This window comes from Nonomuraea sp. NPDC050663 (assembly GCF_044456985.1).
Classification (GTDB): domain Bacteria; phylum Actinomycetota; class Actinomycetes; order Streptosporangiales; family Streptosporangiaceae; genus Nonomuraea.
The window spans coordinates 155197-180900 of the sequence record NZ_JBITGL010000017.1; the positions used below are offsets into that span (position 1 = coordinate 155197).

The 25704-nt window shown below is 69.3% G+C and carries 24 protein-coding genes and 1 riboswitch; of the genes, 7 read left to right on the top strand and 17 right to left on the bottom strand.

The genetic code is table 11. The features are described 5' to 3' along the window. Nucleotides 1–32: 32 nt before the first annotated feature. From ACIBH1_RS38580 to ACIBH1_RS38605, 6 genes are all read right to left on the bottom strand, one after another. Nucleotides 33–968, bottom strand: coding sequence for a TIM barrel protein (locus tag ACIBH1_RS38580; protein ID WP_181610911.1), 936 nt, complete (start codon nucleotides 966–968; stop codon nucleotides 33–35). Nucleotides 969–1481: 513 nt separating this feature from the next. Further along, the gene (locus ACIBH1_RS38585) at nucleotides 1482–3986 is read right to left on the bottom strand and encodes an ATP-dependent Clp protease ATP-binding subunit (protein WP_397319007.1); all 2505 of its coding nucleotides are present in this window, start codon (nucleotides 3984–3986) and stop codon (nucleotides 1482–1484) included. Nucleotides 3987–4434: 448 nt separating this feature from the next. Beyond that, nucleotides 4435–4773 carry an Lsr2 family protein gene (locus ACIBH1_RS38590; RefSeq protein WP_181610909.1) on the bottom strand — a complete coding sequence of 113 codons (339 nt, stop codon included), beginning with the start codon at nucleotides 4771–4773 and terminating at the stop codon, nucleotides 4435–4437. Between the two features lie 464 nt (nucleotides 4774–5237). Continuing rightward, nucleotides 5238–5708, bottom strand: coding sequence for an RDD family protein (locus ACIBH1_RS38595; RefSeq protein ID WP_397319008.1), 471 nt, complete (start codon nucleotides 5706–5708; stop codon nucleotides 5238–5240). Between the two features lie 100 nt (nucleotides 5709–5808). After that, nucleotides 5809–7362 (bottom strand): RDD family protein, encoded by a 1554-nt coding sequence (locus ACIBH1_RS38600; protein ID WP_397319009.1) that lies wholly within the window; start codon nucleotides 7360–7362, stop codon nucleotides 5809–5811. Between the two features lie 86 nt (nucleotides 7363–7448). After that, nucleotides 7449–8009 (bottom strand): amino-acid N-acetyltransferase, encoded by a 561-nt coding sequence (locus ACIBH1_RS38605; protein ID WP_397319010.1) that lies wholly within the window; start codon nucleotides 8007–8009, stop codon nucleotides 7449–7451. A gap of 253 nt (nucleotides 8010–8262) precedes the next feature. Then, a riboswitch (cyclic di-AMP (ydaO/yuaA leader) is annotated at nucleotides 8263–8400 on the top strand. Between the two features lie 11 nt (nucleotides 8401–8411). Between ACIBH1_RS38605 and ACIBH1_RS38610 the strand changes: the two genes are divergently transcribed. Further along, complete coding sequence (locus tag ACIBH1_RS38610) at nucleotides 8412–9464, top strand: NlpC/P60 family protein (protein WP_397319011.1); 1053 nt, start codon at nucleotides 8412–8414, stop codon at nucleotides 9462–9464. A gap of 29 nt (nucleotides 9465–9493) precedes the next feature. Here the strand turns inward: ACIBH1_RS38610 and ACIBH1_RS38615 are convergent, their stop codons facing one another. Beyond that, a complete protein-coding gene (locus ACIBH1_RS38615; protein WP_181610905.1) occupies nucleotides 9494–9706 on the bottom strand; it encodes a LuxR C-terminal-related transcriptional regulator in 213 nt (70 codons plus the stop codon). Between the two features lie 423 nt (nucleotides 9707–10129). On the opposite strand from ACIBH1_RS38615, the gene ACIBH1_RS38620 reads away from it, so the two are divergent. After that, the gene (locus ACIBH1_RS38620; RefSeq protein ID WP_397319012.1) at nucleotides 10130–11023 is read left to right on the top strand and encodes a cytochrome P450; all 894 of its coding nucleotides are present in this window, start codon (nucleotides 10130–10132) and stop codon (nucleotides 11021–11023) included. Here the strand turns inward: ACIBH1_RS38620 and ACIBH1_RS38625 are convergent. Beyond that, entirely contained in the window at nucleotides 11005–11403 is a 399-nt protein-coding gene (locus ACIBH1_RS38625; protein WP_397319013.1) for a winged helix-turn-helix transcriptional regulator, read from the bottom strand. The two genes, ACIBH1_RS38620 and ACIBH1_RS38625, sit on opposite strands and share 19 nt — an antisense overlap. A gap of 77 nt (nucleotides 11404–11480) precedes the next feature. On the opposite strand from ACIBH1_RS38625, the gene ACIBH1_RS38630 reads away from it, so the two are divergent. Together ACIBH1_RS38630 and ACIBH1_RS38635 are read left to right on the top strand one after the other, a co-directional pair. Beyond that, nucleotides 11481–12401, top strand: coding sequence for an NADP-dependent oxidoreductase (locus ACIBH1_RS38630; protein WP_397319014.1), 921 nt, complete (start codon nucleotides 11481–11483; stop codon nucleotides 12399–12401). Nucleotides 12402–12497: 96 nt separating this feature from the next. Continuing rightward, nucleotides 12498–14045, top strand: coding sequence for an asparagine synthase-related protein (locus tag ACIBH1_RS38635; RefSeq protein WP_397319015.1), 1548 nt, complete (start codon nucleotides 12498–12500; stop codon nucleotides 14043–14045). On the opposite strand, the gene lysX is transcribed toward ACIBH1_RS38635, so the two are convergent. Next, nucleotides 14029–15486, bottom strand: a complete 1458-nt coding sequence (lysX, locus tag ACIBH1_RS38640) for a bifunctional lysylphosphatidylglycerol synthetase/lysine--tRNA ligase LysX (protein ID WP_397319060.1) — start codon at nucleotides 15484–15486, stop codon at nucleotides 14029–14031. The genes ACIBH1_RS38635 and lysX overlap by 17 nt on opposite strands. A 156-nt stretch (nucleotides 15487–15642) precedes the next feature. Between lysX and ACIBH1_RS38645 the strand changes: the two genes are divergently transcribed. Next, nucleotides 15643–16125: a hypothetical protein gene (locus ACIBH1_RS38645; RefSeq protein WP_397319016.1), complete on the top strand. Its 483-nt coding sequence runs from the start codon at nucleotides 15643–15645 to the stop codon at nucleotides 16123–16125. A 52-nt stretch (nucleotides 16126–16177) separates the two neighbouring features. Here the strand turns inward: ACIBH1_RS38645 and ACIBH1_RS38650 are convergent, their stop codons facing one another. Genes ACIBH1_RS38650 through ACIBH1_RS38670 form a run of 5 tightly spaced genes read right to left on the bottom strand, consistent with a single transcriptional unit; the run spans nucleotide 16178 to nucleotide 22080 of the window. Then, complete coding sequence (locus ACIBH1_RS38650) at nucleotides 16178–16960, bottom strand: type III pantothenate kinase (RefSeq protein WP_397319017.1); 783 nt, start codon at nucleotides 16958–16960, stop codon at nucleotides 16178–16180. Next, nucleotides 16960–19434: an L-aspartate oxidase gene (locus ACIBH1_RS38655; protein WP_397319018.1), complete on the bottom strand. Its 2475-nt coding sequence runs from the start codon at nucleotides 19432–19434 to the stop codon at nucleotides 16960–16962. The genes ACIBH1_RS38650 and ACIBH1_RS38655 overlap by 1 nt, the downstream gene beginning before the upstream one ends. A 32-nt stretch (nucleotides 19435–19466) precedes the next feature. Further along, nucleotides 19467–20243: a hypothetical protein gene (locus ACIBH1_RS38660; protein WP_397319019.1), complete on the bottom strand. Its 777-nt coding sequence runs from the start codon at nucleotides 20241–20243 to the stop codon at nucleotides 19467–19469. Next, nucleotides 20240–20887 (bottom strand): response regulator, encoded by a 648-nt coding sequence (locus tag ACIBH1_RS38665; protein ID WP_397319020.1) that lies wholly within the window; start codon nucleotides 20885–20887, stop codon nucleotides 20240–20242. Before ACIBH1_RS38665 ends, ACIBH1_RS38660 begins: the two co-directional genes overlap by 4 nt. After that, nucleotides 20878–22080, bottom strand: coding sequence for a histidine kinase (locus tag ACIBH1_RS38670; RefSeq protein WP_397319021.1), 1203 nt, complete (start codon nucleotides 22078–22080; stop codon nucleotides 20878–20880). Before ACIBH1_RS38670 ends, ACIBH1_RS38665 begins: the two co-directional genes overlap by 10 nt. A 135-nt stretch (nucleotides 22081–22215) precedes the next feature. On the opposite strand from ACIBH1_RS38670, the gene ACIBH1_RS38675 reads away from it, so the two are divergent. Together ACIBH1_RS38675 and ACIBH1_RS38680 are read left to right on the top strand one after the other, a co-directional pair. Beyond that, a complete protein-coding gene (locus tag ACIBH1_RS38675; protein WP_397319022.1) occupies nucleotides 22216–22863 on the top strand; it encodes a DUF998 domain-containing protein in 648 nt (215 codons plus the stop codon). Then, entirely contained in the window at nucleotides 22863–23468 is a 606-nt protein-coding gene (locus ACIBH1_RS38680; RefSeq protein WP_397319023.1) for a DedA family protein, read from the top strand. Before ACIBH1_RS38675 ends, ACIBH1_RS38680 begins: the two co-directional genes overlap by 1 nt. On the opposite strand, the gene panD is transcribed toward ACIBH1_RS38680, so the two are convergent. Genes panD through ACIBH1_RS38695 form a run of 3 tightly spaced genes read right to left on the bottom strand, consistent with a single transcriptional unit; the run spans nucleotide 23398 to nucleotide 25524 of the window. Continuing rightward, nucleotides 23398–23808, bottom strand: a complete 411-nt coding sequence (panD, locus tag ACIBH1_RS38685; protein ID WP_397319024.1) for an aspartate 1-decarboxylase — start codon at nucleotides 23806–23808, stop codon at nucleotides 23398–23400. The two genes, ACIBH1_RS38680 and panD, sit on opposite strands and share 71 nt — an antisense overlap. Before the next feature lie 25 nt (nucleotides 23809–23833). Beyond that, complete coding sequence (panC, locus tag ACIBH1_RS38690; RefSeq protein WP_397319025.1) at nucleotides 23834–24643, bottom strand: pantoate--beta-alanine ligase; 810 nt, start codon at nucleotides 24641–24643, stop codon at nucleotides 23834–23836. After that, nucleotides 24634–25524: a Rossmann-like and DUF2520 domain-containing protein gene (locus ACIBH1_RS38695; protein WP_397319026.1), complete on the bottom strand. Its 891-nt coding sequence runs from the start codon at nucleotides 25522–25524 to the stop codon at nucleotides 24634–24636. The genes panC and ACIBH1_RS38695 overlap by 10 nt, the downstream gene beginning before the upstream one ends. Nucleotides 25525–25704 lie beyond the last annotated feature (180 nt).

Genomic DNA, 25704 nt, shown 5'->3' on the forward strand with positions numbered 1-25704 from the left:
CCAGGCCGCTTCAGCGGAGGATCGCCAGCACCTCAGGCGGCCAGTTGCAGGCCCAGGCCCGTGAGGTTGGTGCGGGCCCAGTCGAGCTCCTCCGCCAGCACCGACACCAGTGCCCCCGGGCCCTTGGCCTTCAGCGGGGCAGCCAGGTGGTGCATCTCGACCTCGATGTGCGCGGTGCCCGCCACGGCCCCCGACAGCATGGCGGCCAGCGTGTCGTGCAGCACGGCGCCCGTGTCGGGGCTCTCGTGGTTGTGCACGTGTCCGAGCTTCACCACGGGCGCCCCCGCCTGGGCCAAGCCGCGCAGGGCGGTGCCCGATTCCTCGGTGTCGCCGCACGCCAGGTTGCACGCGTCGAGACAGACGCCGAGATGCTCGGAGTCGATCCCGCCCACACGCTCCAGCGCCTGCTCGGTCGTCTCCAGGACGCATCCGGGCCACGGCTCGAAGCCGACGCGGATGGTCTTGCCGGTGACGCTGTAGATGCCGCGCAGTTCGCGGGCCAGCCGCTCCAGGCGGCGGGTGGCGATGGAGTGCAGGTCGGCGGGCCAGTCGCGGCGCCAGCCGATCGGGATCGTGGAGATGCTGCCGAACCGTACGTCTTCGGGCAGCAGGAAGGCGAGGATCTTCGCCAGTGCCATCGTGTAGCGGTATCGCTCGGGCTTGGCCCAGTCGGGGCCGGGCGCTTCCTGGTGCCGCCCGCCGGTGCCGTTGAGGCTGACGACCTCCAGCCCGCGCTCCTCCAGGGAGCGGCGCAGCCGTACGAGCTCGATGCGGTCGGCGGTCAGGTGGTCGGCGACGCCGGGAGACAACCACAGGCCGATGCCCATGCGCTCGACGCCGAGGCGCTTGCGCACGGGTACGGCGTAGCGGGTCAGGTGGGCGATGAGGTTCTCGAGGTCCTCGGCGGGGTGGACGCCGGCGTTGTAGGCCAGGTGAACGAGAGTTCCGTCCTCGTGACGCAGGCGCATCGGCTTCCTCCACGGCTTCGACTGTCGGCGTTCTCGCCTGCCTCGAGCATTCCGGCTCCGGGGTCTCCGGTGCGTCCGCCCTGAGTTGACTGCTTACTACTCCCCAGGGAGCAGCCTCACCCTAGGCGCATGCTCTTGGGGGAGACTTGCGTGAGACTTGGCGATGTCTTGCTCTACGGAGTGTAGTACTACTTCTGGTGGTGGTATAGCCGATCCGGCAACCATTCCATCTCAGTTCGCGAGACGCGCACTATGGGCGCTTTTCCCCACAGCGCCCTCAGGGCCGAGGGCGCCCGTGCCAGGGAATTGCCAGGAAGGGAAAATCGAGAAGAACAGCTTCCCGGACGCCGACCCGGTCTGGGACGAGGTCTCGGTGAAATTTACCGACGACACGCTCACCGGGGAGGGCACGTCAAGACCCGACGGCCCAAGGTCCGGCCCCCGACTCGCAGGTGAAATGAGAAAAGGCCCTCGCTCCGAAGCGGAGCGAGGGCCTTTCTCAGGCAGAACCGGTCAGTTCTGGATCGGCTCGGCGATCGCGGCGGCCGAGTCGGGGACCCGGGCCGGGGCGGTCTCGCCGACGAAGGCGAACGTGGCGTTGTCGCCCTCGCCCTCGACCGTCACCTTGATGATCTGACCAGGACGCAGCTCGCCGTACAGGATCTTCTCCGACAGCGAGTCTTCCAGCTCGCGCTGGATGGTCCGGCGCAGCGGGCGAGCACCCATGACGGGGTCGTAGCCGCGGTCGGCCAGCAGCTGCTTGGCCTCGTCGGAGACCTCGAGCCCCATGTCGCGGTCCTTCAGGCGCTCGGCGACCTGGGCGAGCATCAGATCGACGATCTGGATGATCTCCTTCGGCGTGAGCTGGTGGAAGACCACGATGTCGTCGACACGGTTGAGGAACTCGGGCCGGAAGTGCTGCTTGAGCTCCTCCTGGACCTTGGACTTCATCCGGTCGTAGTTGGAGTCGGCGTCGTTGTTCTTCGCGAACCCGACCCCGATGCCCTTCGAGATGTCTCGGGTGCCGAGGTTGGTGGTCATGATGATGACCGTGTTCTTGAAGTCGACGACGCGGCCCTGGGCGTCGGTCAGGCGACCGTCTTCCAGGATCTGCAGCAGCGAGTTGAAGATGTCCTGGTGGGCCTTCTCGATCTCGTCGAAGAGGACCACGGAGAACGGCTTGCGCCGCACCTTCTCGGTGAGCTGGCCACCCTCTTCGTAGCCGACGTATCCGGGCGGGGAGCCGAACAACCGCGAGACGGTGTGCTTCTCCATGAACTCGGACATGTCGAGCGTGATGAGGGCGTCCTCGTCACCGAACAGGAACTCGGCGAGCGTCTTGGCGAGCTCGGTCTTACCGACGCCGGACGGGCCGGCGAAGATGAATGAGCCACCGGGACGGCGCGGGTCCTTCAGGCCGGCGCGGGTGCGGCGGATCGAACGGGACAGACCCTTGATGGCGTCGTCCTGGCCGATGATCCGCTTGTGCAGCTCGTCCTCCATGCGGAGCAGGCGCTGCGACTCCTCCTCGGTCAGCTTGAAGACCGGGATGCCGGTGGCGGTCGCGAGCACCTCGGCGATGAGCTCCTCGGTGACCTCGGCCACGACGTCCATGTCGCCGGCCTTCCACTCCCGCTCGCGGCGCTCGCGCTTGAGCTGGAGCTGCTTCTCCTGGTCGCGGAGGGCGGCGGCCTTCTCGAAGTCCTGCGCGTCGATCGCGGACTCCTTGTCGCGGCGCACCTTCGCGATCTTCTCGTCGTACTCGCGCAGGTCCGGCGGAGCGGTCATCCGGCGGATGCGCATCCGCGAACCGGCCTCGTCGATGAGGTCGATCGCCTTGTCGGGAAGGTAGCGGTCGCTGATGTAGCGGTCGGCGAGCTGCGCGGCGGCGACCAGCGCCCCATCGGTGATGGAGACGCGGTGGTGAGCCTCGTAGCGGTCGCGCAGGCCCTTGAGGATCTCGATCGTGTGGCTGAGCGACGGCTCGGCCACCTGGATCGGCTGGAAGCGGCGCTCGAGCGCGGCGTCCTTCTCAAGGTACTTGCGGTACTCGTCGAGCGTGGTGGCACCGATGGTCTGGAGCTCGCCACGGGCCAGCATCGGCTTGAGGATGCTGGCGGCGTCGATCGCTCCTTCGGCGGCGCCCGCGCCGACGAGGGTGTGCAGCTCGTCGATGAACAGGATGATGTCGCCGCGCGTGCGGATCTCCTTGAGCACCTTCTTCAGGCGCTCTTCGAAGTCACCGCGGTAGCGGGAACCGGCCACGAGCGCGCCGAGGTCAAGCGTGTAGAGCTGCTTGTCCTTGAGCGTCTCGGGCACCTCACCCTTGACGATCTTCTGTGACAGGCCCTCGACGACGGCGGTCTTGCCGACGCCGGGCTCGCCGATCAGAACCGGGTTGTTCTTGGTCCTCCGGGAGAGGACCTGCATGACCCGCTCGATTTCCTTCTCACGGCCGATGACCGGGTCGAGCTTGCCCTCGCGGGCAGCCTGGGTCAGGTTTCGGCCGAACTGGTCGAGCACCAGGGAGGTGGAAGGAGCGGACTCCTGCGGACCGCCGGCCGCGGCCGGCTCCTTGCCCTGGTAGCCGTGGAGCAGCTGGATGACCTGCTGCCGCACACGGTTGAGATCGGCTCCAAGCTTCACGAGCACCTGGGCCGCCACACCCTCACCCTCGCGGATGAGACCGAGCAGGATGTGCTCGGTGCCGATGTAGTTGTGGCCCAGCTGCAAAGCCTCACGGAGCGACAGCTCGAGGACCTTCTTGGCCCGCGGGGTAAAGGGAATGTGCCCCGACGGAGCCGACTGGCCCTGGCCGATGATCTCCTCGACCTGCTGACGCACACCCTCAAGGCTGATGCCGAGACTCTCCAGAGCCTTGGCGGCAACGCCCTCACCCTCGTGGATCAAACCCAGAAGGATGTGCTCAGTGCCGATGTAGTTGTGGTTGAGCATCCTGGCCTCTTCTTGGGCCAAGACGACAACACGCCTCGCTCGGTCGGTGAACCTCTCGAACATCTCGTCGCTCCTCACAGAGCGGTCAGCCCAGGCCCGGCAAATCCGGTCCCGTCATCCCGCATGCTAGCCCTGGCTCGGCGATCCTTGGCCCTCTGCCGCTCTATAGCAGAGAACGTTCCCCGAGAGCAGGGCGTTCACCCTCCATCCAACTACTGTCTGAGGGTGGTGTGTTCCCGATACGCCGCAAGCGAACGAGGTTTAGGGGCTCTCGGAGAAAGCATCACGAGGCAGTCCCCACATCCTACGGGCCAGATGGCCGAAAGACCTCACGCGCTGATCGCCGAGGGCGAACACCCGACCGTGGCGGTGAACGGTCGTACGGCGCCGCGAGGGGCTGTGATCAAAGCGCGGAGACAAGAAAAGAACGCAAAACCTGACAGCAAGACGATCATGCGCTTATGGCATCCGCCGGGGTTCTTGGCGATCGTCATAAGCGCATGGGCGTCGACTAGTGAGCCGCTTCGTACTGCTCCACGATGTTTCCCGCGATGCGGCCGCGCTCGCTGACGGGCAGCCCCCGCTCCTTGGCCCAGGCGCGGATACGCGCGCTCTGGTCGCGGCTCATCTGACGAGAACTCGCCCGGCCGCCGCCACGACGGCGCACGGCGGTGGCGCCCGACTTGCGAGCACCCTGCACGAAAGGCGTCAGTGCGTCACGCAGCTTCTTGGCGTTTCCGTCGCTCAGGTCAATCTCGTAGGAGGCACCGTCAATAGCGAAGCTGACCGTCTCATTGGCCTCGCCTCCATCGAGGTCATCGATGAGAATCTCCTGGATCTGCTTGGCCATCTACGCATTCCTTTCCGGAGTATTGCTTCATTCGCCTGCCCAAACATATACCCGGAAAGGCGTCGGCACAATTCAACGCCACGTGATTCCGATGGGCGGCGGATCAGTTCTGGTTCTCGGGCCCTTCGGCGGCGTTTGACCGCCGGCCCGCAGCCTCCGACTTGACCAACTTCACCACGCCATAGATGAAGACGGCGGCCACGACAGTGGGCGGAAGCAACGCAGTGATTACATCGGTAACGGCTTGCATTCGTCCTCGACTCCACGGGGGGCACTTAATGCACAAGCAACACCACGGACGTGCGGCGCTGCTACGCGCCGCCGGACAGTACACGACCCTAGCGCGATCGACGTCCCACCCGCTCAGCGGGGGTGATGGGACACCACGTGCTCAGCCTAATACCAGTCTGGGCAGAGTTCTTACCGGATCATGGGAAATCTACGCAATTGTGTTGCTTGCCACGTCATCGTCCATCTTTGACCACTACCGTTCCAGCCCAGCGGTCATCGAGTCCTCGCTGGCGGGGCTTGTCGATCAAGATGAACAACCCCACGGCGAACACCAGCATTCCGGCAAGCAGATTGGCCAGCGGAATGCCCATCACGATCGCCGGGCCCGGATAGAGCAGGGCCCGTTTCAGCGCGGCGGTGCGGGTGTGCGGGGAGACACGAATCTTCATGATCGACTTACCGAAGGTGCGGCCACGCCTGGAAAGGGCGAGCCACTCATAGCCGGTATAGGCGGCGCCCGCCAAGAACCAGGCGCCCACGACGATCAGGCCATCCGGAAGGCCGACAGTCCGGAAGAAGAGCCACAGCAGGATGGACAGAATGTAATAGAGGACGCCGAAGACGAGCGCCTCAATGAGGCGCGCCGCGAAGCGTTCCCACCATTCGGCGGGGACCCCACGCGTCCCTGGCGGGGTCTCGGTCATATCCACTCACCTCCCACCGGGCTATATCGCACATTTTGGTTCGGGCCCGGGTACGAAACAGGGGCCGGCATCTGCCGGCCCCCGTTTGTGCTCGGTCGGGTTACTTGACCTTCACGACCACGGTCTTGGCCCACTTGTCGGCGAACGTCTGCTGAAGAGGCTTGTCCCACAGCAGCGAAGCGCCGTTCACGGCCACCAGCAGTCCGCCCAGCCCCATTCCGAAGGGAAGGAAGAAGGCGAGGCCGTAGAGAATGTAACCGCCGTAGGTCACCAGCGCCCGCTTGAACGAGACGTCCGTCGGCAGACCGCCGGGCTGCACGGGGCCGCCCACCTGGACCACCTTGATGCCCATGATGATCTTGCCGACCGTCTGGGCCTTCAGCTGGTTCATGAAGAAGTCGTAGCCGACCCAGACCGCCGTCGTCACGATGGCGATGACGAGGTAGTAGAGGACCCAGCTGCCGCTCGATCCGCCCGTCGCCCAGTTGTAGCTCGGGACGAGGAAACCGAAGATCGCGGTCAGGATGCCCGCCACGACTCCGAGGATCACGCCGTCGACGATCCTGGCCACCAGGCGCTGCCACCACTCGGCGAGCGGGGCGGGGGCGCCGGGAGGCTGCACGCCCACCGGCTGGTGCCCGTAGCCGGGCTGCTGGCCGTAGGCGGGCTGGCCGTACTGCTGCTGGCCGTAGGCAGGGGGCGTGCCGTACTGCTGCTGGCCGTAGTCGGGCTGCTGCTGGCCGTACGCCGGCTGGGCGTAGCCGGGCTGGGTGCCCTGACCGTACTGCTGGCCGGAGGCGGGCTGCTGGCCATAGGCCTGCTGACCGTAGGCCTGCTGCTGGTCGCCGTAACCCTGCTGCTGGTCGCCATAGCTCGGCTGCTGCTGGCCGTAGCCTTGCTGCTGACCGTAGCCGGGCTGCTGGCCGTACTGCTGGCCGGAGGCGGCCTGCTGACCGTAACCCTGCTGCTGGTCGCCATAGCTCGGCTGCTGCTGGCCGTAGCCCTGCTGGCCCGACGCCGACTGCTGGCCGTAAGCCTGCTGCTGGTCGTAGGCCTGCTGCTGGTCGCCGTAACCGGGCTGCTGCTGGCCATAGCCCTGCTGGCCGTAACCCTGCTGGCCCGACGCCGACTGCTGGCCGTAGGCCTGCTGGTCGCCGTAACCCTGCTGCTGGTCGCCGTAGCTCGGCTGCTGCTGGCCGTAGCCCTGCTGCTGACCGTAGCCGGGCTGCTGGCCGTACTGCTGGCCGGAGGCGGCCTGCTGACCGTAACCCTGCTGCTGGTCACCGTAACCGGGCTGCTGCTGGCCGTAGCCCTGCTGGCCCGACGCCGACTGCTGGCCATAGGCCTGCTGCTGGTCGCCGTAACCGGGCTGCTGCTGGCCGTAACCCTGCTGGCCGTAGCCTTGCTGGCCGTAGCCCTGCTGCTGACCATAGCCCTGCTGCTGGCCGTAGCCCTGCTGCTGCTGGCCGTACGGCTGCTGCTGGCCATAGCCCTGCTGGCCGTAACCCTGCTGCTGGCCGTAGGTGCCGTCTTCGGCGCGGTAGCCGACGACGGTCACGTCTGGGTCTGCGTTCTGCTGTCCGTATTCGGGAGCCCGGGGCTTGTCGTTCTCATCGGGATCACCCTGTGGATACGGCGGCTGTCCGGTGCTCACCGTGTCACCTCACTTCGAGTTCGCATGTGGCACATGTCAGGACACATGCTTGCTGCTGCCCAAGGTATCGGCATAGGTATCAACAATCACCTTTCCCCTTGGTCAACACTCGCGTCATTTGCCGCCAGGTGCAGCAGCATCCGAGTGTTGCCGAGGGTGTTCGGCTTGACGTGCTCCAAGTCGAGAAACTCGGCCACGCCCTCGTCATAGGAGGCCAGCAGTTCGGCGTACACCTCGGGCGACACGGGGGTGCCGTCGATGGGCAGGAAGCCATGTCTGGCGAAGAAGTCAACCTCGAAAGTGAGGCAGAAGACCCGGCGCAGGCCGAGTTCGCGGGCGGTGGAGATGAGTGCGGCGACAATCCGGTGGCCCACGCCCGTGCCCCGGAGATCGGGATCCACGGCGACCGTACGGATTTCCGCGAGGTCCTCCCACAAGACGTGCAATGCGCCGCAGCCGACGACTTTTCCATCGTGTTCGGCTACCCAGAATTCCTGGACATCCTCATAGAGGGTGACGGTGGCCTTCTCCAGAAGCCGTGGCCCGGCACCGGCATAGGTGTCGACGAGACGCTTGATCGTCCGTACGTCGGCCGTGCGTGCACGCCTGACGAACGTCTTGGTCTCGCGCTCGGCGACCTGCTCCATGAGGCTCCAGCGTACCGATCTATTTACGGCTAGCCCCTATCTCCGGCCTGCTCGGCCGCCGAGCCCCAGGAGTCACCGCTGGTCACAGCAGTCCCAAAGCACCGTAAACTGCGCACAACACTCGGGTGACCGCGCGTGCGCGTGATCCTGGCGTGATCCGGACGATGCCAAACCTCAACGGAATTCGCAGTTCTGGTTGAGCAGGAACTGATCGTGCACTAGTGTCCAGCGTCGATATCCCTTTGTGATCCTGCGGGGGGATGCGCCCAATCCCCTCGTCGGGGGAACCGGGGAACCACAAATGCACCTGGGGTGAGTCCGAGCAGCCGCTCGGTAGGGCTGCTCCGGCCCGAACCCGACAGCTAACCCGGTCGGCGCGGTGAGAGGAGAGGTGGCTGCTTGGTGAAGCGCACACGCGGTCGTGGAGGGAAGTCGGCGGGCAAGCACGCCCGCCCCCCGGAACACCCCGCGCTCGCCGCCCGGCGCGGCAGGCGGGTCGTGGCCGTCTGCGCGGCCCTCATGGCGCTGACCGTCGCCTTCCCGCTGGGATCCGCGGCGGCCGATCCCGAGCCGACGATCAACGAGCTGGCCAAGCAGGCCGAGGGGCTTCACACCCAGATCGGGCAGCTGACCGAGCAGTACAACGGCCAGCGGGTGAAGCTGAAGGACGCCGAGAAGACCTCGGCCGAGGCCCAGAAGACCCTGGCCAGCCGCCAGCGCGAACTCGCCACCAAGCGCCGTACGGCCATGCTGCTGGCGCAGAGCGCCTACATCTCCGGCGGGTACGACCACGCGATGGCCTTCAGCCAGAAGGGTGACCCCGACACCTTCCTCGACAGCGCCGCCACGACCTCCGCCCTGGAGGAGCAGCACAGCGGCCAGCTCAAGGAAGTGGCCCAGGCGATGAACAAGGCGACGCAGGCGGAGAAGGACGCCACCGCCAGGATCAGCCAGGTGCAGGAGCTCATCTCCGATCTCGACGGGCGGCGCGACAAGATCGTCAAGCTGGTCGCCAAGGTCGAGAGCAAGCTCTACTCCGATGCACTCGCCCAGGCCAGCAACCGCGGCCGCGCCGTGCGCGTCAACCTGCCGATCATCGGCAGCGGCAAGGCCGCCGAGGCCACCCGCTGGGCGCTGACCCAGCAGCTCAAGCCGTACGTGTGGGGAGCCGAGGGCCCCAACTCCTACGACTGCTCGGGTCTGGTGATGGCCGCCTACCAGAAGGTCGGAATCAGCCTGCCGCACTACACGGGCGATCTCTGGACGGCCGGCAGGCATGTTTCCAAGGAGGAGCTCAGGCCGGGTGACCTGGTGTTCTTCTACAGCGACCTGCACCACGTCGGCATCTACGTCGGCGGCGGCATGATGGTGCACGCCCCGCAGACCGGAGATGTCGTCAGGCTGGCCCCCATCGGCCGCCGCCCGTGGGCGGGAGCCGTACGTATCGCGGACTGACGCCCGTCAGCCGGAGACCAGCCGACGGCCTAGATAAGCTGACGGCGCGCAGCCCAGGCGACCGCCTCGATGGCGGTCGCCACTCCGATGCGGTCGCAGATGACCCGCAGACGGCGTCGTACGGTCCGCCCGCTGATGTCCAGCCTGCGGCCCACCCGATCGACCGTGACGCCCTTGGCCAATTCACCGAGCAGAGCCAGATCGGCCCGGCTCAACTCAACGCCCTCGGTGAGTAAATCCATCCGGAGCCTCCCCCCACTGCAGAAGCCGGCGGTGTCTCGCCCGAGCGAAACGGTAAACGCATTCTGGAAAGGTCGTCAAGGTGGGCCATCTCCCCACTTGACCAGCGCTATTGACGTGATCAACACAATGTGAACTACTCACGATATGTCAGAACACGTCGTGATGAGCCGGGAGATCTCGACAATGATCCTGACACCCGGGCTGCGTGCCTCGTGACCGCAGCGGATCTCCTCGGCTTCGATCCCGCCGACCCCGAGTTTCTTCGCGACCCATACCCAACTTACGGCCGCCTCCGAGAGCATGCTCCCCTGGTCAGAACGCCGCTCGGTATGCTCCTCGCGACGACCCATGAACGATGCACGGCCGTGTTACGCGATCCCCGTTTCGGCCATGGCGCAACCGGAGCCGAATCCTTCCTGTTCATGGATCCGCCGCAGCACACAAGACTGCGTTCACTCGTCAGCAAGGCCTTCACCCCGCGCATGGTGGAGCGGCTGCGGCCGCGCATCGAGGGCATCGCCAAGCAGCTCGTCGACGAGCTGCCCGCCGAGGCCGACCTGATCGCCCGCTTCGCCTACCCGCTGCCCGTGCTGGTCATCACCGAGCTGCTCGGCGTCCCCGCGAGCGACCACGAACGTTTCCGCGGCTGGAGCGAGAAGCTGGCCCGCAGCCTCGATCCGCTGCTGCCCTCCGACGAGGAGGCCCAGACGTTGCGGGCACGGGCGGAGTTCCGCGAGTACTTCCGCGAGCTGATCGTCCTGCGCCGCCTGTGGCCGGGCGACGACCTGCTCAGCGTCCTGGTCGAGAACCAGGAGCTGACCGAGGACGAGATGGTCGCGACCTGCATCCTGCTGCTGGTGGCGGGGCACGAGACGACGGTCAACCTGATCGCCAACGGGGTGCTGGCCCTGTCACGGCACGACATGTGGGCTCTGGCCTCCGACCACCCCAAGCAGGTCGTGGAGGAGGTCCTGCGCTACGACCCGCCCGTGCAGCTGACCGGCCGGGTGAGCCTGGTCGACACCGAGATCTCGGCCAGGGGCCAGATGGTGCTCCTGCTTCTCGGGGCGGCCAACCGCGACCCGGCGATCTTCCATTCGCCCGAGATCTTCGACCCGCTGTCAAGCTCGCCCAGGCACCTGGCCTTCGGGCTGGGCATCCACTTCTGCCTCGGGGCGACGCTGGCGCGGCTGGAGGGCGAGATCGCTTTGAAGGAGCTGGCCCGACGGGAGCCACGGCTCCTGGAGCGTGCTCCGCCGTACAAGGAGAACCTCGTGTTGCGCGGGCTCGCGCGGCTTCAGGTCAGGCTGTCGTAGCGGCCGCGCGCCTCCTCGACCTCCTCGATGTGCTCCTCGGCCCAGGCCTTGACCGCCGCCATCAGCGGCAGGAGGGTACGGCCCAACGCGGTGAGCTCGTAGTCGACACGCACCGGCACGGCGGGGGTGACCGTGCGGGTGACCAGGCCGTCGCGCTCCATGGAGCGCAGGGTCTGAGTGAGCATCTTCTGGCTGACCCCGGCGATCCGCCTGGCCACGTCGCTGTAGCGGCGCGGCCCGTCGGACAGGGCGACCAGCACCAGGCTCACCCACTTGTCGCTGAGCGTGTCGAGCAGCTTCCGCGAAGGGCACTTGTCGATGTAGGCGTCGTAGGCGACCTTGGCCTCCGCGCGACGTTCGGCTGCTGTCTGGGTGGACACGACGCTCCTCGTGGTGAGTTACGCACTTCTGGGTGCCTTCTTACCAGAAGAGAGCAACTCTTCCTAGGGTCGTGGCCATGAGAGCACTGATCGCCCGTGACGGGCAGCTGGACATCATCGAGACGCCCGCCCCTGAGGCGGGGCCGGGCCAGGTACGGATCAAGGTCGAGGCGGCGGCCGTGAACCCGATCGACGTGGTCACCGCGGCCGGCGTGCTGCCCGACTACGGGCTCGCGCCCAAGCGCGACGCGTGGGCGCTGGGCTGGGACGTGGCGGGCGTCGTGGACCAGGTGGGAACGGGAGTACGGCTCGGCGTCGGCGACCGGGTGATCGGCCTGTCGGACCGGCTCGCGATCCCCTTCAAGGCCCAGGCGGACTACGTGGTGCTGGACTCCGCCGCCGTGGCGCCCGCCCCCGAGGGCATCGGGGCCGTCGAGGCCTCCACCCTGCCGCTCAACGCGCTCACCGCCCTCCAGGCTCTGGACCTGGCCCGCCTGGACGCCGGCCAGACGATCCTGATCACGGGCGCGGCGGGCGGGCTGGGCGGCTACGCGGTCGAGCTGGCGGCCCTGCGCGGGCTTCGTGTGGTCGCGGTGGCGGCGCCGCAGGACGAGCAGGCCGTGCGCGGCTTCGGCGCCGAGTGGTTCCTGCCGCGCGGCGACGACCTGTCGTCGGGGGTGCGTGCGCTCGTTCCCGGCGGGGTCGACGGCGTGGTGGACTCCGCCGCCGTGGGCCTGGACGCCCAGGACAGCGTGCGCAACGGCGGCGTCTTCGTCGCCGTGCAGGCGGGCGCCGCTCCCCTGCCGCTGCGCGGTCACCGCGTCGAGACGGTCTTCGTCACCGCCGACGCCATCCAGCTCACCGCCGTCTCGCGGCTCGCGCAGTCAGGGCGCCTCTCGCTGCGGGTGGCGGGCACCTACCCGCTGGAGCGGGCGGCCGAAGCTTACGAGCGCGTGGGCAAGGGCGGGCTGCGGGGACGGCTGGTCCTGGTTCCCTGACATTGTCCGGGTTTCTTGACAAAGCACGGCAAGCCTTCATTACTGCCCCGGGCAACCCTATGATCGCGATCGGGCTAGTCGAGGGGGTTCGTGGGGGTGTCAAGCGGGCCGTGGTTCGTGTGCCTGCCCGACCACCCCGGAGCGCGGGCCGCGGCGGAGACCTTCCTGGCCCGGTGCCCGCACGTGGTGCACCACCGCTCGGGCCGCCCTTGGCTCGCGGGCGACTGGCCGGAAGGCTGGCTGAGGACACGAACCCGCGCGCGGACCCTGTTCGGGCCGGAACCGGGGAACGAGCGCACCTGCCACGTCCTGTCCAACGACGACGGCCGGATGCGCCTGCGCGGCACCCTCTCGGGCGGCGCCCGCCTGTTCCACGCCCGGCTCGCCGGGCTGACCGTGGTCGCCGACCGCGCGGACGTGCTCGCCGCGCTCGTGGGGGCCGAGCTCGACCAGGAACGGATCGCGGCGCACCTGTTCGACCTGCCCATCGAGCCGGTCCCGCCGTGGCGCGGCGTGCATGCCGTACGGCCCGACCACGCCGTGGAGATCGACCCCGACGGCCGGGCCAGGCTCGTGCGGGTGTGGTCGCCGCCGGAGCCCGAGCTGCCGCTGGAACCCGGCGCGCGGGCCGTCGCGGCCGCGTTGCGCGAGTCGGTCGACGCCCACCTCGGCACAGGGGTCAGGTCGGCCGACCTGTCGGGCGGGCTCGGCTCGACGTCGCTCTGCTTCCTGGCGGAGGGGTTGACGACCGTGGTGACCACCGTGTCGGACGACCCGGCCGACAACGACCTCGACTGGGCAGAACGGGCGCTGCGCCACCTGCCGCCCGTGGAGCACCTGACCGTCACCCCCGGGCAGTACGGCATGCCGTACGACCAGGCGGTGCGCAGCGGGCAGCGGGTGGACCTGCCCTTCCGCGAGCTCCGGGCCTTCGGCATGTTCCGCGCCCAGGGCGAGATGCTGGCGGCCAAGGGCAGCCAGGTCCACATGACGGGCTTCGGCGCCGACCGGTTGTTCGTGCCGCCCGCCTCCTACCTGGCCAGGCTGGCGCGCAGGAGGCCGCTCCTGGCGCTGAGCCACCTGCGGGCCATGGGACCGTCGCGCTCGCTGGTGCGCATGATGGCCGACACGAGCGCCTACGGCGACTGGTTCCGCCCCGGCCGGTGGGGCACACCGGTGGTCTTCCCCGCGTGGGTGCTGCGACGGCTCTGGCGGGCGACGCTGCTGACCAGGCAGCTCGACCAGGCCGGCGCCGATCTCGGCCTGCGCACCGTGCATCCGTTCTGCGACGGCCCGCTGGCAGAGGCGGTGCTGCGGGTGCGGCCCGAGGAGCGCGGCGACCCGCGACGGCACCGGCCGCTGCTCGTCGCGAGCATGCGGGGGATCGTGCCCGACGAGAACCTGGGGCGCACCAGCAGGGGGCGGGCGGGCATCGACGCCCGCGCGGGCCTGCGGGGCAACCAGGCGGAGCTGCTCGCGTTGTGCGACGACTCGATCCTCGGCGAGCTCGGGCTGATCGATCCCGACGTGCTGCGCAGCACGCTGCTCGGCCCGATACGGCACGAGGCCCTCGCGCAGACGCTCGCGTGCGAGGCCTGGCTGCGAGGGCGCCGGAGTGCCGTGGGGCTCAGGAAGTCGGCTTGACCAGCGGGAAGAGGATGGTCTCGCGGATGTTCTTGCCCGTGAAGGCCATGACCAGCCGGTCGACGCCCAGCCCCATGCCGCCCGTCGGCGGCATGCCGTACTCGAGCGCGGTGAGGAAGTCTTCGTCGAGCTGCATGGCCTCGGCGTCGCCCCCGGCGGCCAGCAGCGACTGCTGGGTGAGCCGCTCGCGCTGGTCGATGGGGTCGGTCAGCTCCGAGAAGGCCGTGCCGAGCTCGGTGCCGAACCCGATCAGGTCCCACTTCTCGGTCAGCATAGGGTTGTCGCGGTGCTTGCGCGCCAGCGGCGAAGTCTCCATGGGGTAGTCCATGACGAACGTCGGCTGGACGAGGGTGTGCTCGACGAGCTCCTCGAACAGCTCCTGGACCAGCTTGCCCTGGCCCCACTTGGAGTCCCAGTGGACCTCGTGCTTGTCGGCGATCTCGCGCACCCGCTCGATGGGCGTCTCGGTGGTGACCTCTTCGCCGACGGCGGTGGAGACCGCGCCGTAGAGGGTGATGCGCGGCCAGCGCTCGCCGCCCAGGTCGACCTCGCCGTCGCCGAACGGCACGACGGTGGTGCCGAGCGCCGACACGACCGCCTTCTGGATCATGCGCTGGGTCAGGTCGGCCATGTCGTCGTAGTCGAGGTAGGTGCCGTAGGCCTCGAGCATGGTGAACTCGGGGTTGTGGGTGGAGTCGGCGCCCTCGTTGCGGAAGTTGCGGCCGATCTCGAAGACCTTCTCGATGCCGCCCACGACCAGGCGCTTGAGGTAGAGCTCGATCGCGATGCGGAGGTAGAGCTCCATGTCGTAGGCGTTGATGTGCGTCTTGAAGGGACGCGCGGCGGCGCCGCCGTGGATGGGCTGCAGCTGGGGGGTCTCGACCTCCAGGTAGCCCTCTTCGTGCCAGAAGTCGCGGATCGCGCGCACGACGCGGCTGCGCACGTAGGCGGTGGCGCGGGCCTCGTCGTTGACGATCAGGTCGAGGTAGCGCTGGCGCACGCGCGCCTCGGGGTCGGTCAGGCCCGTGTGCTTCTCGGGAAGCGGGCGCAGGCACTTGGAGGTGATGGCCCAGCGGTCGGCCAGGATCGACAGCTCGCCGCGGCGGGAGGTGATGACCTCGCCCTCGATGCCGACGTGGTCGCCGAGGTCGACGTCGGACTTCCAGGCCGCCAGGGAGTCTTCGCCGACCTTGTCGAGCGAGATCATGACCTGCAGGTCGCCGGAGCCGTCGCGCAGGGTGGCGAAGCAGAGCTTGCCGCCGATGCGGTTGAGCATCACGCGGCCGACCACGCCGACGCGGTCGCCGGTGGCGGTGTCGGGCTCCAGGCCGGCGTATTTCTCCCTGAGCGCGGCGTTGGTGGTGGTACGCGGGAAGTTCACCGGGTACGGGTTGACACCTTCACGCTGGAGGCGGTCGAGCTTCTCCCGCCTGATACGCATCTGCTCAGGAAGTTCCACAGCACTAAAGGTTACCGAAGTGCAAGCGGTGGTCAGCCGGATGCATGATCCATGAAAGCGGGCCGACTTATCACTTTCTTACGGGCTCAGGGGGGAACCGGCAAGGCGCCGGTCCAAGGGGAGCCCAAGGGAGACACCATGTTCAAGAAGATCGTCATCGGTCTGGTCGCCGCTGCCGCCGCCACCGCCATGGCCGCCTCGGTGCCCGCCGCCGCCAGCGCCACCACCGTCCCGTCCGACTACCACAGCGACTGGGGCTACTACTACGCCAAGCACTACCTGGCCAAGGCCAAGGGCCACATCTCGGTCGACTGGTACGACCACCACAGCAACACCACCGAGGTCTCGGGCAAGCTCTACGACCTCGACCCCCGCAAGTACAGCCAGGGCGGCAAGTGCGCCTACGTCAAGTTCCAGGTGAACTACCTGGGCGACGACCACCACGAGTGGGAGCAGGTCTACAGCAAGAAGTACTGCGGCTACCCCGGCTACAAGTCCTTCCACTTCGAGGAGGACGACGTCCGCAGCGTGCGCGTCAAGGTCTGCCAGACCGACAAGCACGGCAACTACTTCACCAAGTGCAGCAAGTGGAACTACCTCTACGACTACGAGGCCGTGTGATCGCCCTGACGCACCCTGTGATGCCCTCCCGCAAAGGCGCGGGAGGGCATTCTCACGTCGTGTTGCGGTTGTAGATGAGCCGCAGCCCGATCAGGGTCAGCCAGGGTTCGTGGATGTCGATCGAGCGGGCCTCGCTGACCACCAGGGCGGCGTGCGCGCCCGTCGCGACCACGGTCACGTCGTCGGGGTCGTCGGCCAGCTCGGCGGCCATGCGCTCGACGATGCCGTCGACCTGCCCGGCGAAGCCGTAGATGATCCCCGCCTGCAACGCCTCGACCGTGTTCTTGGCGATCACCGAGCGCGGGCGGACCAGCTCCACCTTGTGCAGCTGCGCCCCGGCGGCGGCCAGCGCCTCCATCGAGATCTCGACGCCCGGAGCGGTCACCGCCCCGACGTACTCCCCCTTGGCGGAGACCGCGTCGAAGGAGGTCGCGGTGCCGAAGTCGACGATGACGCAGGGCCCGCCGTACTGGTCGATGGCGGCCAGCGCGTTGACGATGCGGTCGGCGCCGACCTCCTTGGGGTTGTCCATGCGGACCGGTACGCCGGTGCGCACTCCGGGCTCCACGATGACCGCCGTCACGTCGCCGTAGTAGCGCCGGCACATCTCGCGCATCTCGTTCAGCACGCTCGGGACGGTCGAGCAGATCGAGATGCCGGAGATGTCGACGTTCTTCAGCAGGGGCGAGAGGTTGAGCAACCCTTGCAGCACGACGGCGAGCTCGTCGGCCGTGCGGCGGGCGTCGGTGGCCAGCCGCCAGTGTTCGACCACCTCGTCGCCCTCGAACAGGCCGAACACGGTGTGGGTGTTGCTGACGTCGATCGTGAGCAGCATCAAGCTCCCCGTAGGTCCAAGGCGATGTCGAGCGCCGGCGCCGAGTGCGTGAGCGCGCCCACCGCAAGGTAGTCCACGCCAGTCTGAGCCACAGCCGCCGCCGTTTCCAAGGTCAGCCCGCCACTGGCTTCGAGCCGCGCGCGGCCGGCCACCAGCTCGACGGCCTCACGCAACCCGGCGACGGTGAAGTTGTCGAGCAGGATCTCCGCGGCGCCCTCGGCGAGCACCGGCTCGATCTGGTCGATGCGGTCCACCTCCACCTCGATGGGCAGGTCGGGGTAGGCCTCCCGCACCGCGCGGAACGCCTGGGCCACTCCACCCGCCGCCACGACGTGATTGTCCTTGATCAGGGCGGCGTCGGACAACGACATCCGGTGGTTCGTGCCGCCGCCGGCGCGCACCGCGTACTTCTCCAGCGACCGCAGCCCCGGCAGGGTCTTGCGGCTGTCGCGCACCGCCGCCCTCGTCCCGCGCAGCGCCTCCACCCACATGGCCGTCTGCGTGGCGATGCCCGACAGGTGCGTGAGCAGGTTGAGCGCGGTGCGCTCCGCGGTCAGCAGGGCGCGGGTGGGCCCTTCCACCGTCATCAGCACGTCGCCGCGCGTCACTCGCTCGCCGTCCTTGGCCCTCCGCTCCGCGCGGCCGACGCCCAGGGCCAGGAAGACCACCTCGGCGACGGCGAGTCCCGCGACCACGCCGTCGGCGCGCGCCACCACGTCGGCCACCGAGACCTGCTCCCCGGGGATGGTGGCCAGGCTGGTCACGTCGCCCGCGGCCTGCAGGTCCTCGGCCAGCGCGCGGTCCACCACCTGCTGGACCTCGGCGGGGTCGAGCCCGGCCGAGCGCAGCTCGTCGGCGGTGCGCCGCGGCATCGTGTGCGGTGCGTAGGTCATGGCAAGCCCCTCCTCGGTCAGCCTGAGGTCGATGTGCCCCAGCCATTCGTCGTCGTCACGCTCGGGGAAGTCCTCGCGCCAGTGCGAGCCCCTGGTCTCCTGGCGTACGCGGGCGGCGGCCACCAGGGCGGAGGCCACGGTGAGCAGGTTGGTCGTCTCCCACGACTCCACGCCCGGCAGGACCGCCACGGGCGTCCACTGGGCGTCGGTCAGGGCCTTGGCCACCTGCTTCAGCGATCCGGCGCTGCGCAGGACACTGGCGCCGCGGCTCATGTGCGCCTGGATCCGCGCGCGGGCGCGCGGGTCGACCAGCCCTGATTCCGGACGGCCCGGCGCCACGGGGCCGGGCGCGTGCTGGGCGAGGAAGATGTCGGAGGCGATGCGCTCGGCGAAGACGAGCCCTTCGAGCAGGGAGTTGGAGGCCAGCCGGTTGGCGCCGTGCACGCCCGTGCAGGCCACCTCGCCGCAGGCGTACAGCCCCTCGATCGACGTACGGCCCAGCAGGTCGGTCCTGACGCCACCGCTCGCGTAGTGGGCGGCCGGCATGACGGGCACCGGCTCCGCGGCCGGGTCGAGGCCGTGCTCCAGGCAGGCCTGGTAGATCGTGGGGAAGCGGGACTTCCACAGGTCGGCGCCGAAGTGGCGGCCGTCGAGGTAGACCTGGCCCGGCTCACGCATGATGGCCTTGGCGACCACGTCACGCGGCTGGAGCTCGTCGGTGAACCGCTCGCCCGCCTCGTTGATCAGGTAGGCGCCCTCGCCGCGCACCGCCTCGGAGATCAGCGGCTGCTGCCCGGTCGAGTCCTCACCCAGCCACAACACGGTCGGGTGGAACTGCACGAACTCCAGGTCCCTGACGACGGCTCCGGCCCGCAGCGCCAGCGCCACCCCGTCGCCGGTGGAGACGACCGGGTTGGTGGTGGAGGCGTAGATCTGGCCCATGCCGCCGGTGGCCAGCACGACCGCGCGGGCGTGGACGGCGCCGACGCCGTCGCGCGCGCCCTCGCCCATGACGTGCAGAGTGACGCCCGCGGCGCGGCCCTCCCCGTCCTTAAGCAGGTCGAGGACGAGCGCGTGCTCGATCACCCTGACCTGCGGGCAGGCGCGCACCGCCTCGGTCAGGGCACGCTGCACCTCGGCGCCGGTGGCGTCGCCGCCGGCGTGCACGATCCTGTTGCGATGGTGCCCGCCCTCGCGCGTCAGTTGCAGGCCGCCGGCGGCGTCACGGTCGAACTGCGCCCCGCGCTCCATCAGCCGGTGCAGCGCGGCGGGCCCCTCGGTGACCAGAGCCCGTACGGCAGGCACGTCGCAGAGCCCCACACCCGCCACGAGGGTGTCCTGCAGATGCTCCTCCGCCGAGTCCGCGGGGTCGAGCACGGCGGCGATGCCGCCCTGGGCCCATTGCGTGGAGCCGGACGAGAGCACGTCCTTGGTCACCACCAGGACCTTGGCGGAGGGGTCGAGCTCGACGTGGCGCAGCGCCACCGTGAGCCCCGCGATACCGGATCCGACCACGACCACATCGGCGTCAACCGTCCAGCCCGGCTCGGGCGCCGTCAGCTTGAGGGGAACCATGGGCATCCTTTCGTCACTATGACGATAACCCCTCCGGGCTAGCGGATCCGCAGGGACCCCTCCGTCACGCGAGCGGTGATGACGCTGGTCGCGGCCTCGCTGGTCGCCACATCCACGGTCTCGCCTCCACGTGTGACATCGCTCACAACGCGGTAGCGGCCCTCGTCCGGCACGTCGAGCGCGATCGTGCCCTCGGTGAGGATCGCCGAGACCTTCTCTGGGACCCCGGCGAAGTCCAGCGTCACGTCACCGACCAGGCTCTGCACGTCGACCTCAGGCGAGCGCAGCCCGGCGGCCACGACGCTGCCGCTGCGGGTGCGCAGGGTCAGCGCGCCCGAGGCGTCGCTGACCATGACCGTGCCGTCGGCGGCGGTGAGGCGGAGCGCTCCGTGCACCCCCGTGACGGCCAGCAGCCCGTCGCCGACGTCGGCGCGCAGCCTGGTCCTCGGCGGCACCCAGACGCGGTAGTCGGCCTCGCAGAGCGACCCGGTCAGGTGGGTGCTCCTCTGGCACTCCAGCTCCAGCCGCAGCTCGCCGCCCTCGAACGTCTGGACCACGCGCGGCTCCGCCCTGTCCCAGCGCACCTTGCGCTCGACCCTGACCTCGCCCGGCCTCCCGGCGAAGACCTGCACCTCGCCGGGGCCGCGCACGGCGTTGAGCGCCAGGTCGGCGGCGGCCAGCGGGTAGGTCTGCTGCGCGGTCACCTCCTGGCTCGGCGGGCGCTCCAGCAGCACCCAGCCGACGAACACCCCGGCGGCCAGGGCGATCGCGGTCGCCACGGCGCCCCAGGCCACCCAGGTCGCACGCGAGGTCACCTGCCGGACTCCAGGAAGCGCAGCACGGCCAGCACCCGCCGGTGGTCCTGGCTGTCGGCGCTCAAATCGAGCTTGGTGAAGATGTTGTTGATGTGCTTGGCCACCGCGCTCTCGCTGATGACGAGCGTGGTGGCGATGCCGGTGTTGGCGCGGCCCTCCGCCATCAGGCGCAGCACGTCGATCTCACGCGGGGTGAGCCGGTCGAGCGGGCCGTTGTTGCCGCGGATGAGCAGCTGGGCGACCACCTCGGGGTCGAGCGCGGTGCCGCCGCCCGCCACCCGGTGCACCGCCTCCAGGAACTCCGACACGTCGGCCACCCGGTCCTTGAGCAGGTAGCCGACGCGGCTGGTAGCGGTGGCCAGCAGCTGGGTGGCGTAACGCTCCTCGACGTACTGCGACAGCACCAGCACCGCCAGGTTGGGCCGCTCCCCGCGCAGCACGAGCGCGGCCCGCAGCCCTTCGTCGGTGTGCGTCGGCGGCATGCGCACGTCGGTGACGACCAGGTCGGGCTCGTGCTCGTCGACCGCGCGCAGCAGCTCGTCGGCGTCGGCGACGGCGGCGACGACCTCGATGCCGGCCGAGCCGAGCAGCCGGACCAGGCCCTCGCGGAGCAGGACGGAATCTTCGGCGAGCACTACCCGCATGGCAGCTCCACGGTGATGGTTGTCGGTCCCCCGAGGGGGCTGTCGATGGCGAGGGTGCCGTCGACGGAGTTGACGCGCTGGGCCAGGCCGCGCAGGCCGCTGCCCGCCCCCAGCTTGGCACCGCCGCGGCCGTCGTCGGTGATCTTCAGCGTCAGCCGGTCGCTCGTGCGGACCACCTCGATGGAGGCCCTGGCGGCTTCCGCGTGCTTGACGATGTTGGTGAGCGCCTCGGAGACGACGAAGAACGCCACCGCCTCGATGGCGGGAGCGGCCCGTTCCGCGACGTCGACGCTGAGCCGTACGGGGAGCGGTATCCGGGCCGCCAGGCCCGACAGCGCCGCGTCGAGTCCCTGCTCGCTCAGGATCGCCGGGTGCAGGCCGCGCACCAGGTCGCGCAGCTCCTTGACGGCCTGCTTGGCCTCCTCGTGGGCCTCTTTCAGCGCCGCCTTGACGGGCTCGGGCGCGTCGGTGAACTGCGCCCTGGCCATGCCCAGGTTCATCGCCAGGGAGACCAGGCGCTGCTGGGCGCCGTCGTGCAGGTCGCGCTCGATGCGGCGGCGCTCGGCGTCGGCCGCGGCGACGACCTCGGCGCGACTGACGGTCAGGTTCTCGACCTTGTGGGTCAGCACGTCGCTGCGGGTCGGGCCGAGCATGCGGCGGGCCACGAACAGGTTGGCCTGCGCCACCGCCTGGGCGATCAGCGGGGCGAACGCCAGGAGCAGCAGGCCCGTGGGAGTGAGCTCCAGGAGCGTGCGCCTGCTCTGCGGGCTCCAGAGCAGGCTGGTGGCCATGGTCGCCCCGCCCGCCCAGGCCGCGGTGACCACGGCGGCGCCGATGACCCCGGTGATCGGAGCCACGAATAGGTGATAAATCAGGGTCCGCCAGGTCTCGCCGCGCCGCCACGCGAACCGGTCGGCCGGGAACGACGGCATCGGCAGGCGCTCGCCGAGGAAGGCCTCGAACCGCGCGCCCTGCCGCACGGTGTAGGCGTGCAGGCCCTTCGACAGGTGCCGCAGCACGGCACGCGACAGGAAGAAGGTCCAGCTCAGCCCCAGGGCCAGGACCACGTGCAGCAGGATGAGCACGAACGGCGGCAACGCGAGCGGCAGGCCCACCACGGCGTGCGCGGTGTTGAGCCAGGCGCGCGACGACCAGGGCAGGTTGCGCGCCTTTGGGGCCTGGATTGCGGTCACAAGGCACAACCGTAATGCCCCTTAGATGGTGCTTCGCGAAGTCAGGGTGGAGTCTCCAGGGTGGTGCAAACTGCACCCCAAATCGGATGATCACGCCAGCGACCCGAGGGGCCTGACCTCGGGATTCTTGGTGACATGACGACGACGCTCCGCCCTCTCGCCCACCTGGCCTACCTCGGACTCGGACTGACCGCGGGCATGACCGTGCTCGGCCACGTGGGAGCCGACTCCCGCCTTTCGGCCATCGGCAGCACGATCAGCGACTTCGCCGCGGCCGACTTCACCGGGCCGGTCTCGGTCGGCATCTTCCTGTGCGTGGCCGCCTCGCTGGCCCTCTACGGCGGGTTGCACAAGATCGGCGCCCCGCTGACCCGCTGGACGCGCACGCTGTTCCTGACCTGGTGCGGCAGCCTCTTCGTGACCGCCGCGGTGCCCACCGACGACCCGTTCACGATGATCGAGCTGAGCACCGCCGGCTACGTGCACCGCTACTCCTCGGCGCTGGCCTTCGTCGCGCTCATGGCCTTCACCTGGTTCTTCGGCCGGGCGATGCGCGCCGACGGCCGCTGGAAGGACCTGGCCGGCCGGGTGCGCCGGATGACGCTCGCCGCCGCCGGCAGCGGCGCGGCCATGGTCGCCACCACCTACCTCGGCGACCGCTTCCTCATCGGCCTGATCGAGCGGGGCATGGCGGCCTTCGCCGTCGGCTCGCTCATCGTGGTCGCCCTGAGGGTGCTCAAGCTCGCCGAGCGTCCGGCCCCGCGCCTGGCCCTGGCCTTCTGATGCCGGTCGCGGACTGGCTCGGCCACCTGCCGGGCGGCTGGATCCTCGCCCTCACCGGGCTGGCCATGGTGATCGAGGCCGGGCTCCTGGTGGGCCTCATGATCCCCGGGACCACGTTGCTGCTGACGCTCGGCATCCTGACCCAGCTCGGGGTGGTGCCGCTGGCGGGCGGCCTGGCGACGGCCGTCGCGGCCACGGTGCTGGGCGCCCAGCTGGGATTCTGGAGAGGGACCACGACCGGCGTGCCGCTCACCCGCCTGGTGGAGCGCCCGCTCGGCCGGGCGGCGGAGCTGGTGGCCAAGCACGGGAGCAGGGCGGTGGTGATCGGGCACTGGAGTTCGTTCGGCCGCAACCTGGTCCCCCGCCTCGCGGCAGCGGGACGCATGCCGTACAAGACGTTCGTGTCGGCGGTCGTGCCGAGCGGGGCCCTGTGGGCCACCGCCATGGTGCTGATCGGCTACACCCAGGCGGCGGCCCTGCAGCACTACGCCGGGCTGGTCGGCCCGTGCGTCGCGGTGGTGCTCGTGGTCGCGCTCATCTGGACAGCTCGTCGCCGCGGGTCGTCCCAGGGACCGGTGCGGCCAGGTCGGCGCCCAGTTCGATGATCCGGTTGCCGCCGTCGACGTGGACCACCTTCGGGTCGAAAGTCTTCAGCTCGTCGTCGTCGATCTGTACGTAGCTGATGATGATCACCAGGTCGCCGGGTGAGACCAGGCGGGCGGCGGCGCCGTTGATGCCGATCACACCGGAGCCCCGCTCGCCGAGCAGGGCGTAGGTGACGAGCCGGTTGCCGTTGTCGATGTCGACGACGTGCACCTGCTCGCCCGGCAGGATGCCGGAGGCGTCGAGGAGGTCTTCGTCGATCGTGATCGAGCCCACGTAGTGCAGGTCGGCCTGGGTCACCGTGGCACGGTGGATCTTGCCGGACAACATCGTCCTGAGCATGAAACGGCTGCCTTTCGCTGAGGGGTCACAGCTCCAGGAGAACGTTATCGATCAAGCGAGTAGTCCCGATACGGGCGGCGACGGCCAGAACCGCGGTGCCGTAGTACCTGTCGTCGACCTCGGTGAACGTCGCGGGATCGACCAGGACGAGGTAGTCGGGCTCGATCCCCTCGTCGGCCAGGACGGCCTGGGCGGCACGCAGCACCGCCGACGGTGCCCGCTCGGCCTGCCCCGCCCGCAGCGCCCGCGACAGGGCCAGGGCCCTGACCCGCTCGTCGGCCGAGAGGTAGACGTTGCGGCTCGACATGGCCAGCCCGTCGTCCTCGCGCAGCGTGGGAGCGCCGACGATCTCGACCGGCACGTTGAGGTCGCCGACCATGCGCCGGATGACCGCCAGTTGCTGGGCGTCCTTCTGGCCGAACAGCGCCACGTCGGGGCGGACCAGGTTGAAGAGCTTCAGCACGACGGTCAGCACGCCGTCGAAGTGGCCGGGGCGTACCGCGCCCTCCACGATCGTGCCCATGGTCCCGGACGAGACGGTCACCTGGAGCGGCGAGGGATACATCTCCTCGACCGACGGCGCGAAGACGGCGGCCACGCCCTCGGCCTCGCAGGCGGCCAGGTCCTGCTCGAAGGTGCGCGGGTAGCGGGAGAAGTCTTCGCTGGGCCCGAACTGCAGCGGGTTGACGAAGACGCTGACCACGACGTGGTCGGCGTGCTTGTGCGCCAGGCGGATCAGCGAACGGTGACCCTCGTGCAGCGCCCCCATGGTCGGCACCAGGGCGACCCTGCCGGCCAGCTCGGGGAGCTCGTCACGCGTGCGTGCTAGGTCCATATGTTGCCTCCCAAGGCGTCCAGGAGACGCTCGGCGGCTTCGGGCTTGAGCAGCCCGGCGGCCAGCGCCCGGTCCGCCGTGAGCCTAGCGAGCACCACGTAGGCGTCGGCCGCCTCGGGCGCCGCCAGGATCAGCGCGTCGACGTGCTTGCGCACCGTGCCCGCGTCGCCGCGCACGACCGGGCCGGTCAGGCCGGAGATGCCCATCCGCAGCACGTTGTCGAGCGCCGCGCCCAGCAGGGGACCGAGCATGCGTCCCGGGTGCTCGACGCCGATCTTGCGCAGCAGTTCGGACGACTCGGCGATCAGGGTCACCATGTGGTTGGCCGCTCCGGCCAGGGCCGCGTGGTAGAGCGCGCGGTCGGAGTCGTCGATCCAGACGGGCTCGCCGCCCATCTCCAGGACCAGCGCCTCGGCGATGGGGCGCAGCGGCTCCGGCGAGGTGACGCCGAAGGAGCAGCCGGTGATCCTGGTGAGGTCGTCATCGCGCCCGGTGAAGGTCATCACCGGGTGGAGCGCCAGCGGCAGCGCGCCCTCCCTGATCGCCGGCTCCAGGACCTGCAGGCCGTACGCGCCGCTGGTGTGGGCCAGCAGCTTGGTACGCAGGTCCGCCCCGGTGGCGGCCAGGCCGGTCACCAGGTCGGGCAACGTGTCGTCTGGCACGGTCAGCAGGATCAGGTCCGCCGCGCGCACCACCTCGTCCGGCGGCACGGGCTCGACGCCGAGCCGCTCGACCGCCCATCGGTGCGAGCGGTCGGAAACACCGCTCGCGGCCACCACCCTGTGCCCTGCCGTCGCGAGCGCCGCGCCCAGGGCCGAGCCGACCTTGCCTGCCCCGAGCACGCCGACCTTGAGCCGACCGGGCCGATCACCAGCCTCCATGCCGACCAGAGTAGTCGGAGCTCCGACTCTTACCCCGTGTGACGTGACTGGGGTTTTGCCGCGAGTTGAGGTAGTGACAAAACAGACAAGGGCATACAAACATCGCACCCCCTGCCGCAGGAAATCGAACGAGGGGATCGATTCATCGCATGACAGCGGGCGCCGGGTTCCGCTTGAAAC

Coding starts and splice junctions, on each gene's coding strand:
- ACIBH1_RS38645 (WP_397319016.1), top strand. CDS start 15,643: ATGTTCAAGAAGATCGTCATCGGTCTGGTCGCCGCTGCCGCCGCCACC.
- ACIBH1_RS38675 (WP_397319022.1), top strand. CDS start 22,216: ATGACGACGACGCTCCGCCCTCTCGCCCACCTGGCCTACCTCGGACTC.
- lysX (WP_397319060.1), bottom strand. CDS start 15,486: ATGCGTATCAGGCGGGAGAAGCTCGACCGCCTCCAGCGTGAAGGTGTC.
- ACIBH1_RS38605 (WP_397319010.1), bottom strand. CDS start 8,009: ATGGAGCAGGTCGCCGAGCGCGAGACCAAGACGTTCGTCAGGCGTGCA.
- ACIBH1_RS38615 (WP_181610905.1), bottom strand. CDS start 9,706: ATGGATTTACTCACCGAGGGCGTTGAGTTGAGCCGGGCCGATCTGGCT.
- ACIBH1_RS38580 (WP_181610911.1), bottom strand. CDS start 968: ATGCGCCTGCGTCACGAGGACGGAACTCTCGTTCACCTGGCCTACAAC.
- ACIBH1_RS38695 (WP_397319026.1), bottom strand. CDS start 25,524: ATGGAGGCTGGTGATCGGCCCGGTCGGCTCAAGGTCGGCGTGCTCGGG.
- ACIBH1_RS38620 (WP_397319012.1), top strand. CDS start 10,130: ATGGATCCGCCGCAGCACACAAGACTGCGTTCACTCGTCAGCAAGGCC.
- ACIBH1_RS38630 (WP_397319014.1), top strand. CDS start 11,481: ATGAGAGCACTGATCGCCCGTGACGGGCAGCTGGACATCATCGAGACG.
- panD (WP_397319024.1), bottom strand. CDS start 23,808: ATGCTCAGGACGATGTTGTCCGGCAAGATCCACCGTGCCACGGTGACC.
- ACIBH1_RS38665 (WP_397319020.1), bottom strand. CDS start 20,887: ATGCGGGTAGTGCTCGCCGAAGATTCCGTCCTGCTCCGCGAGGGCCTG.
- panC (WP_397319025.1), bottom strand. CDS start 24,643: ATGGACCTAGCACGCACGCGTGACGAGCTCCCCGAGCTGGCCGGCAGG.
- ACIBH1_RS38585 (WP_397319007.1), bottom strand. CDS start 3,986: ATGTTCGAGAGGTTCACCGACCGAGCGAGGCGTGTTGTCGTCTTGGCC.
- ACIBH1_RS38595 (WP_397319008.1), bottom strand. CDS start 5,708: ATGACCGAGACCCCGCCAGGGACGCGTGGGGTCCCCGCCGAATGGTGG.
- ACIBH1_RS38650 (WP_397319017.1), bottom strand. CDS start 16,960: ATGCTGCTCACGATCGACGTCAGCAACACCCACACCGTGTTCGGCCTG.
- ACIBH1_RS38590 (WP_181610909.1), bottom strand. CDS start 4,773: ATGGCCAAGCAGATCCAGGAGATTCTCATCGATGACCTCGATGGAGGC.
- ACIBH1_RS38680 (WP_397319023.1), top strand. CDS start 22,863: ATGCCGGTCGCGGACTGGCTCGGCCACCTGCCGGGCGGCTGGATCCTC.
- ACIBH1_RS38655 (WP_397319018.1), bottom strand. CDS start 19,434: ATGCCCATGGTTCCCCTCAAGCTGACGGCGCCCGAGCCGGGCTGGACG.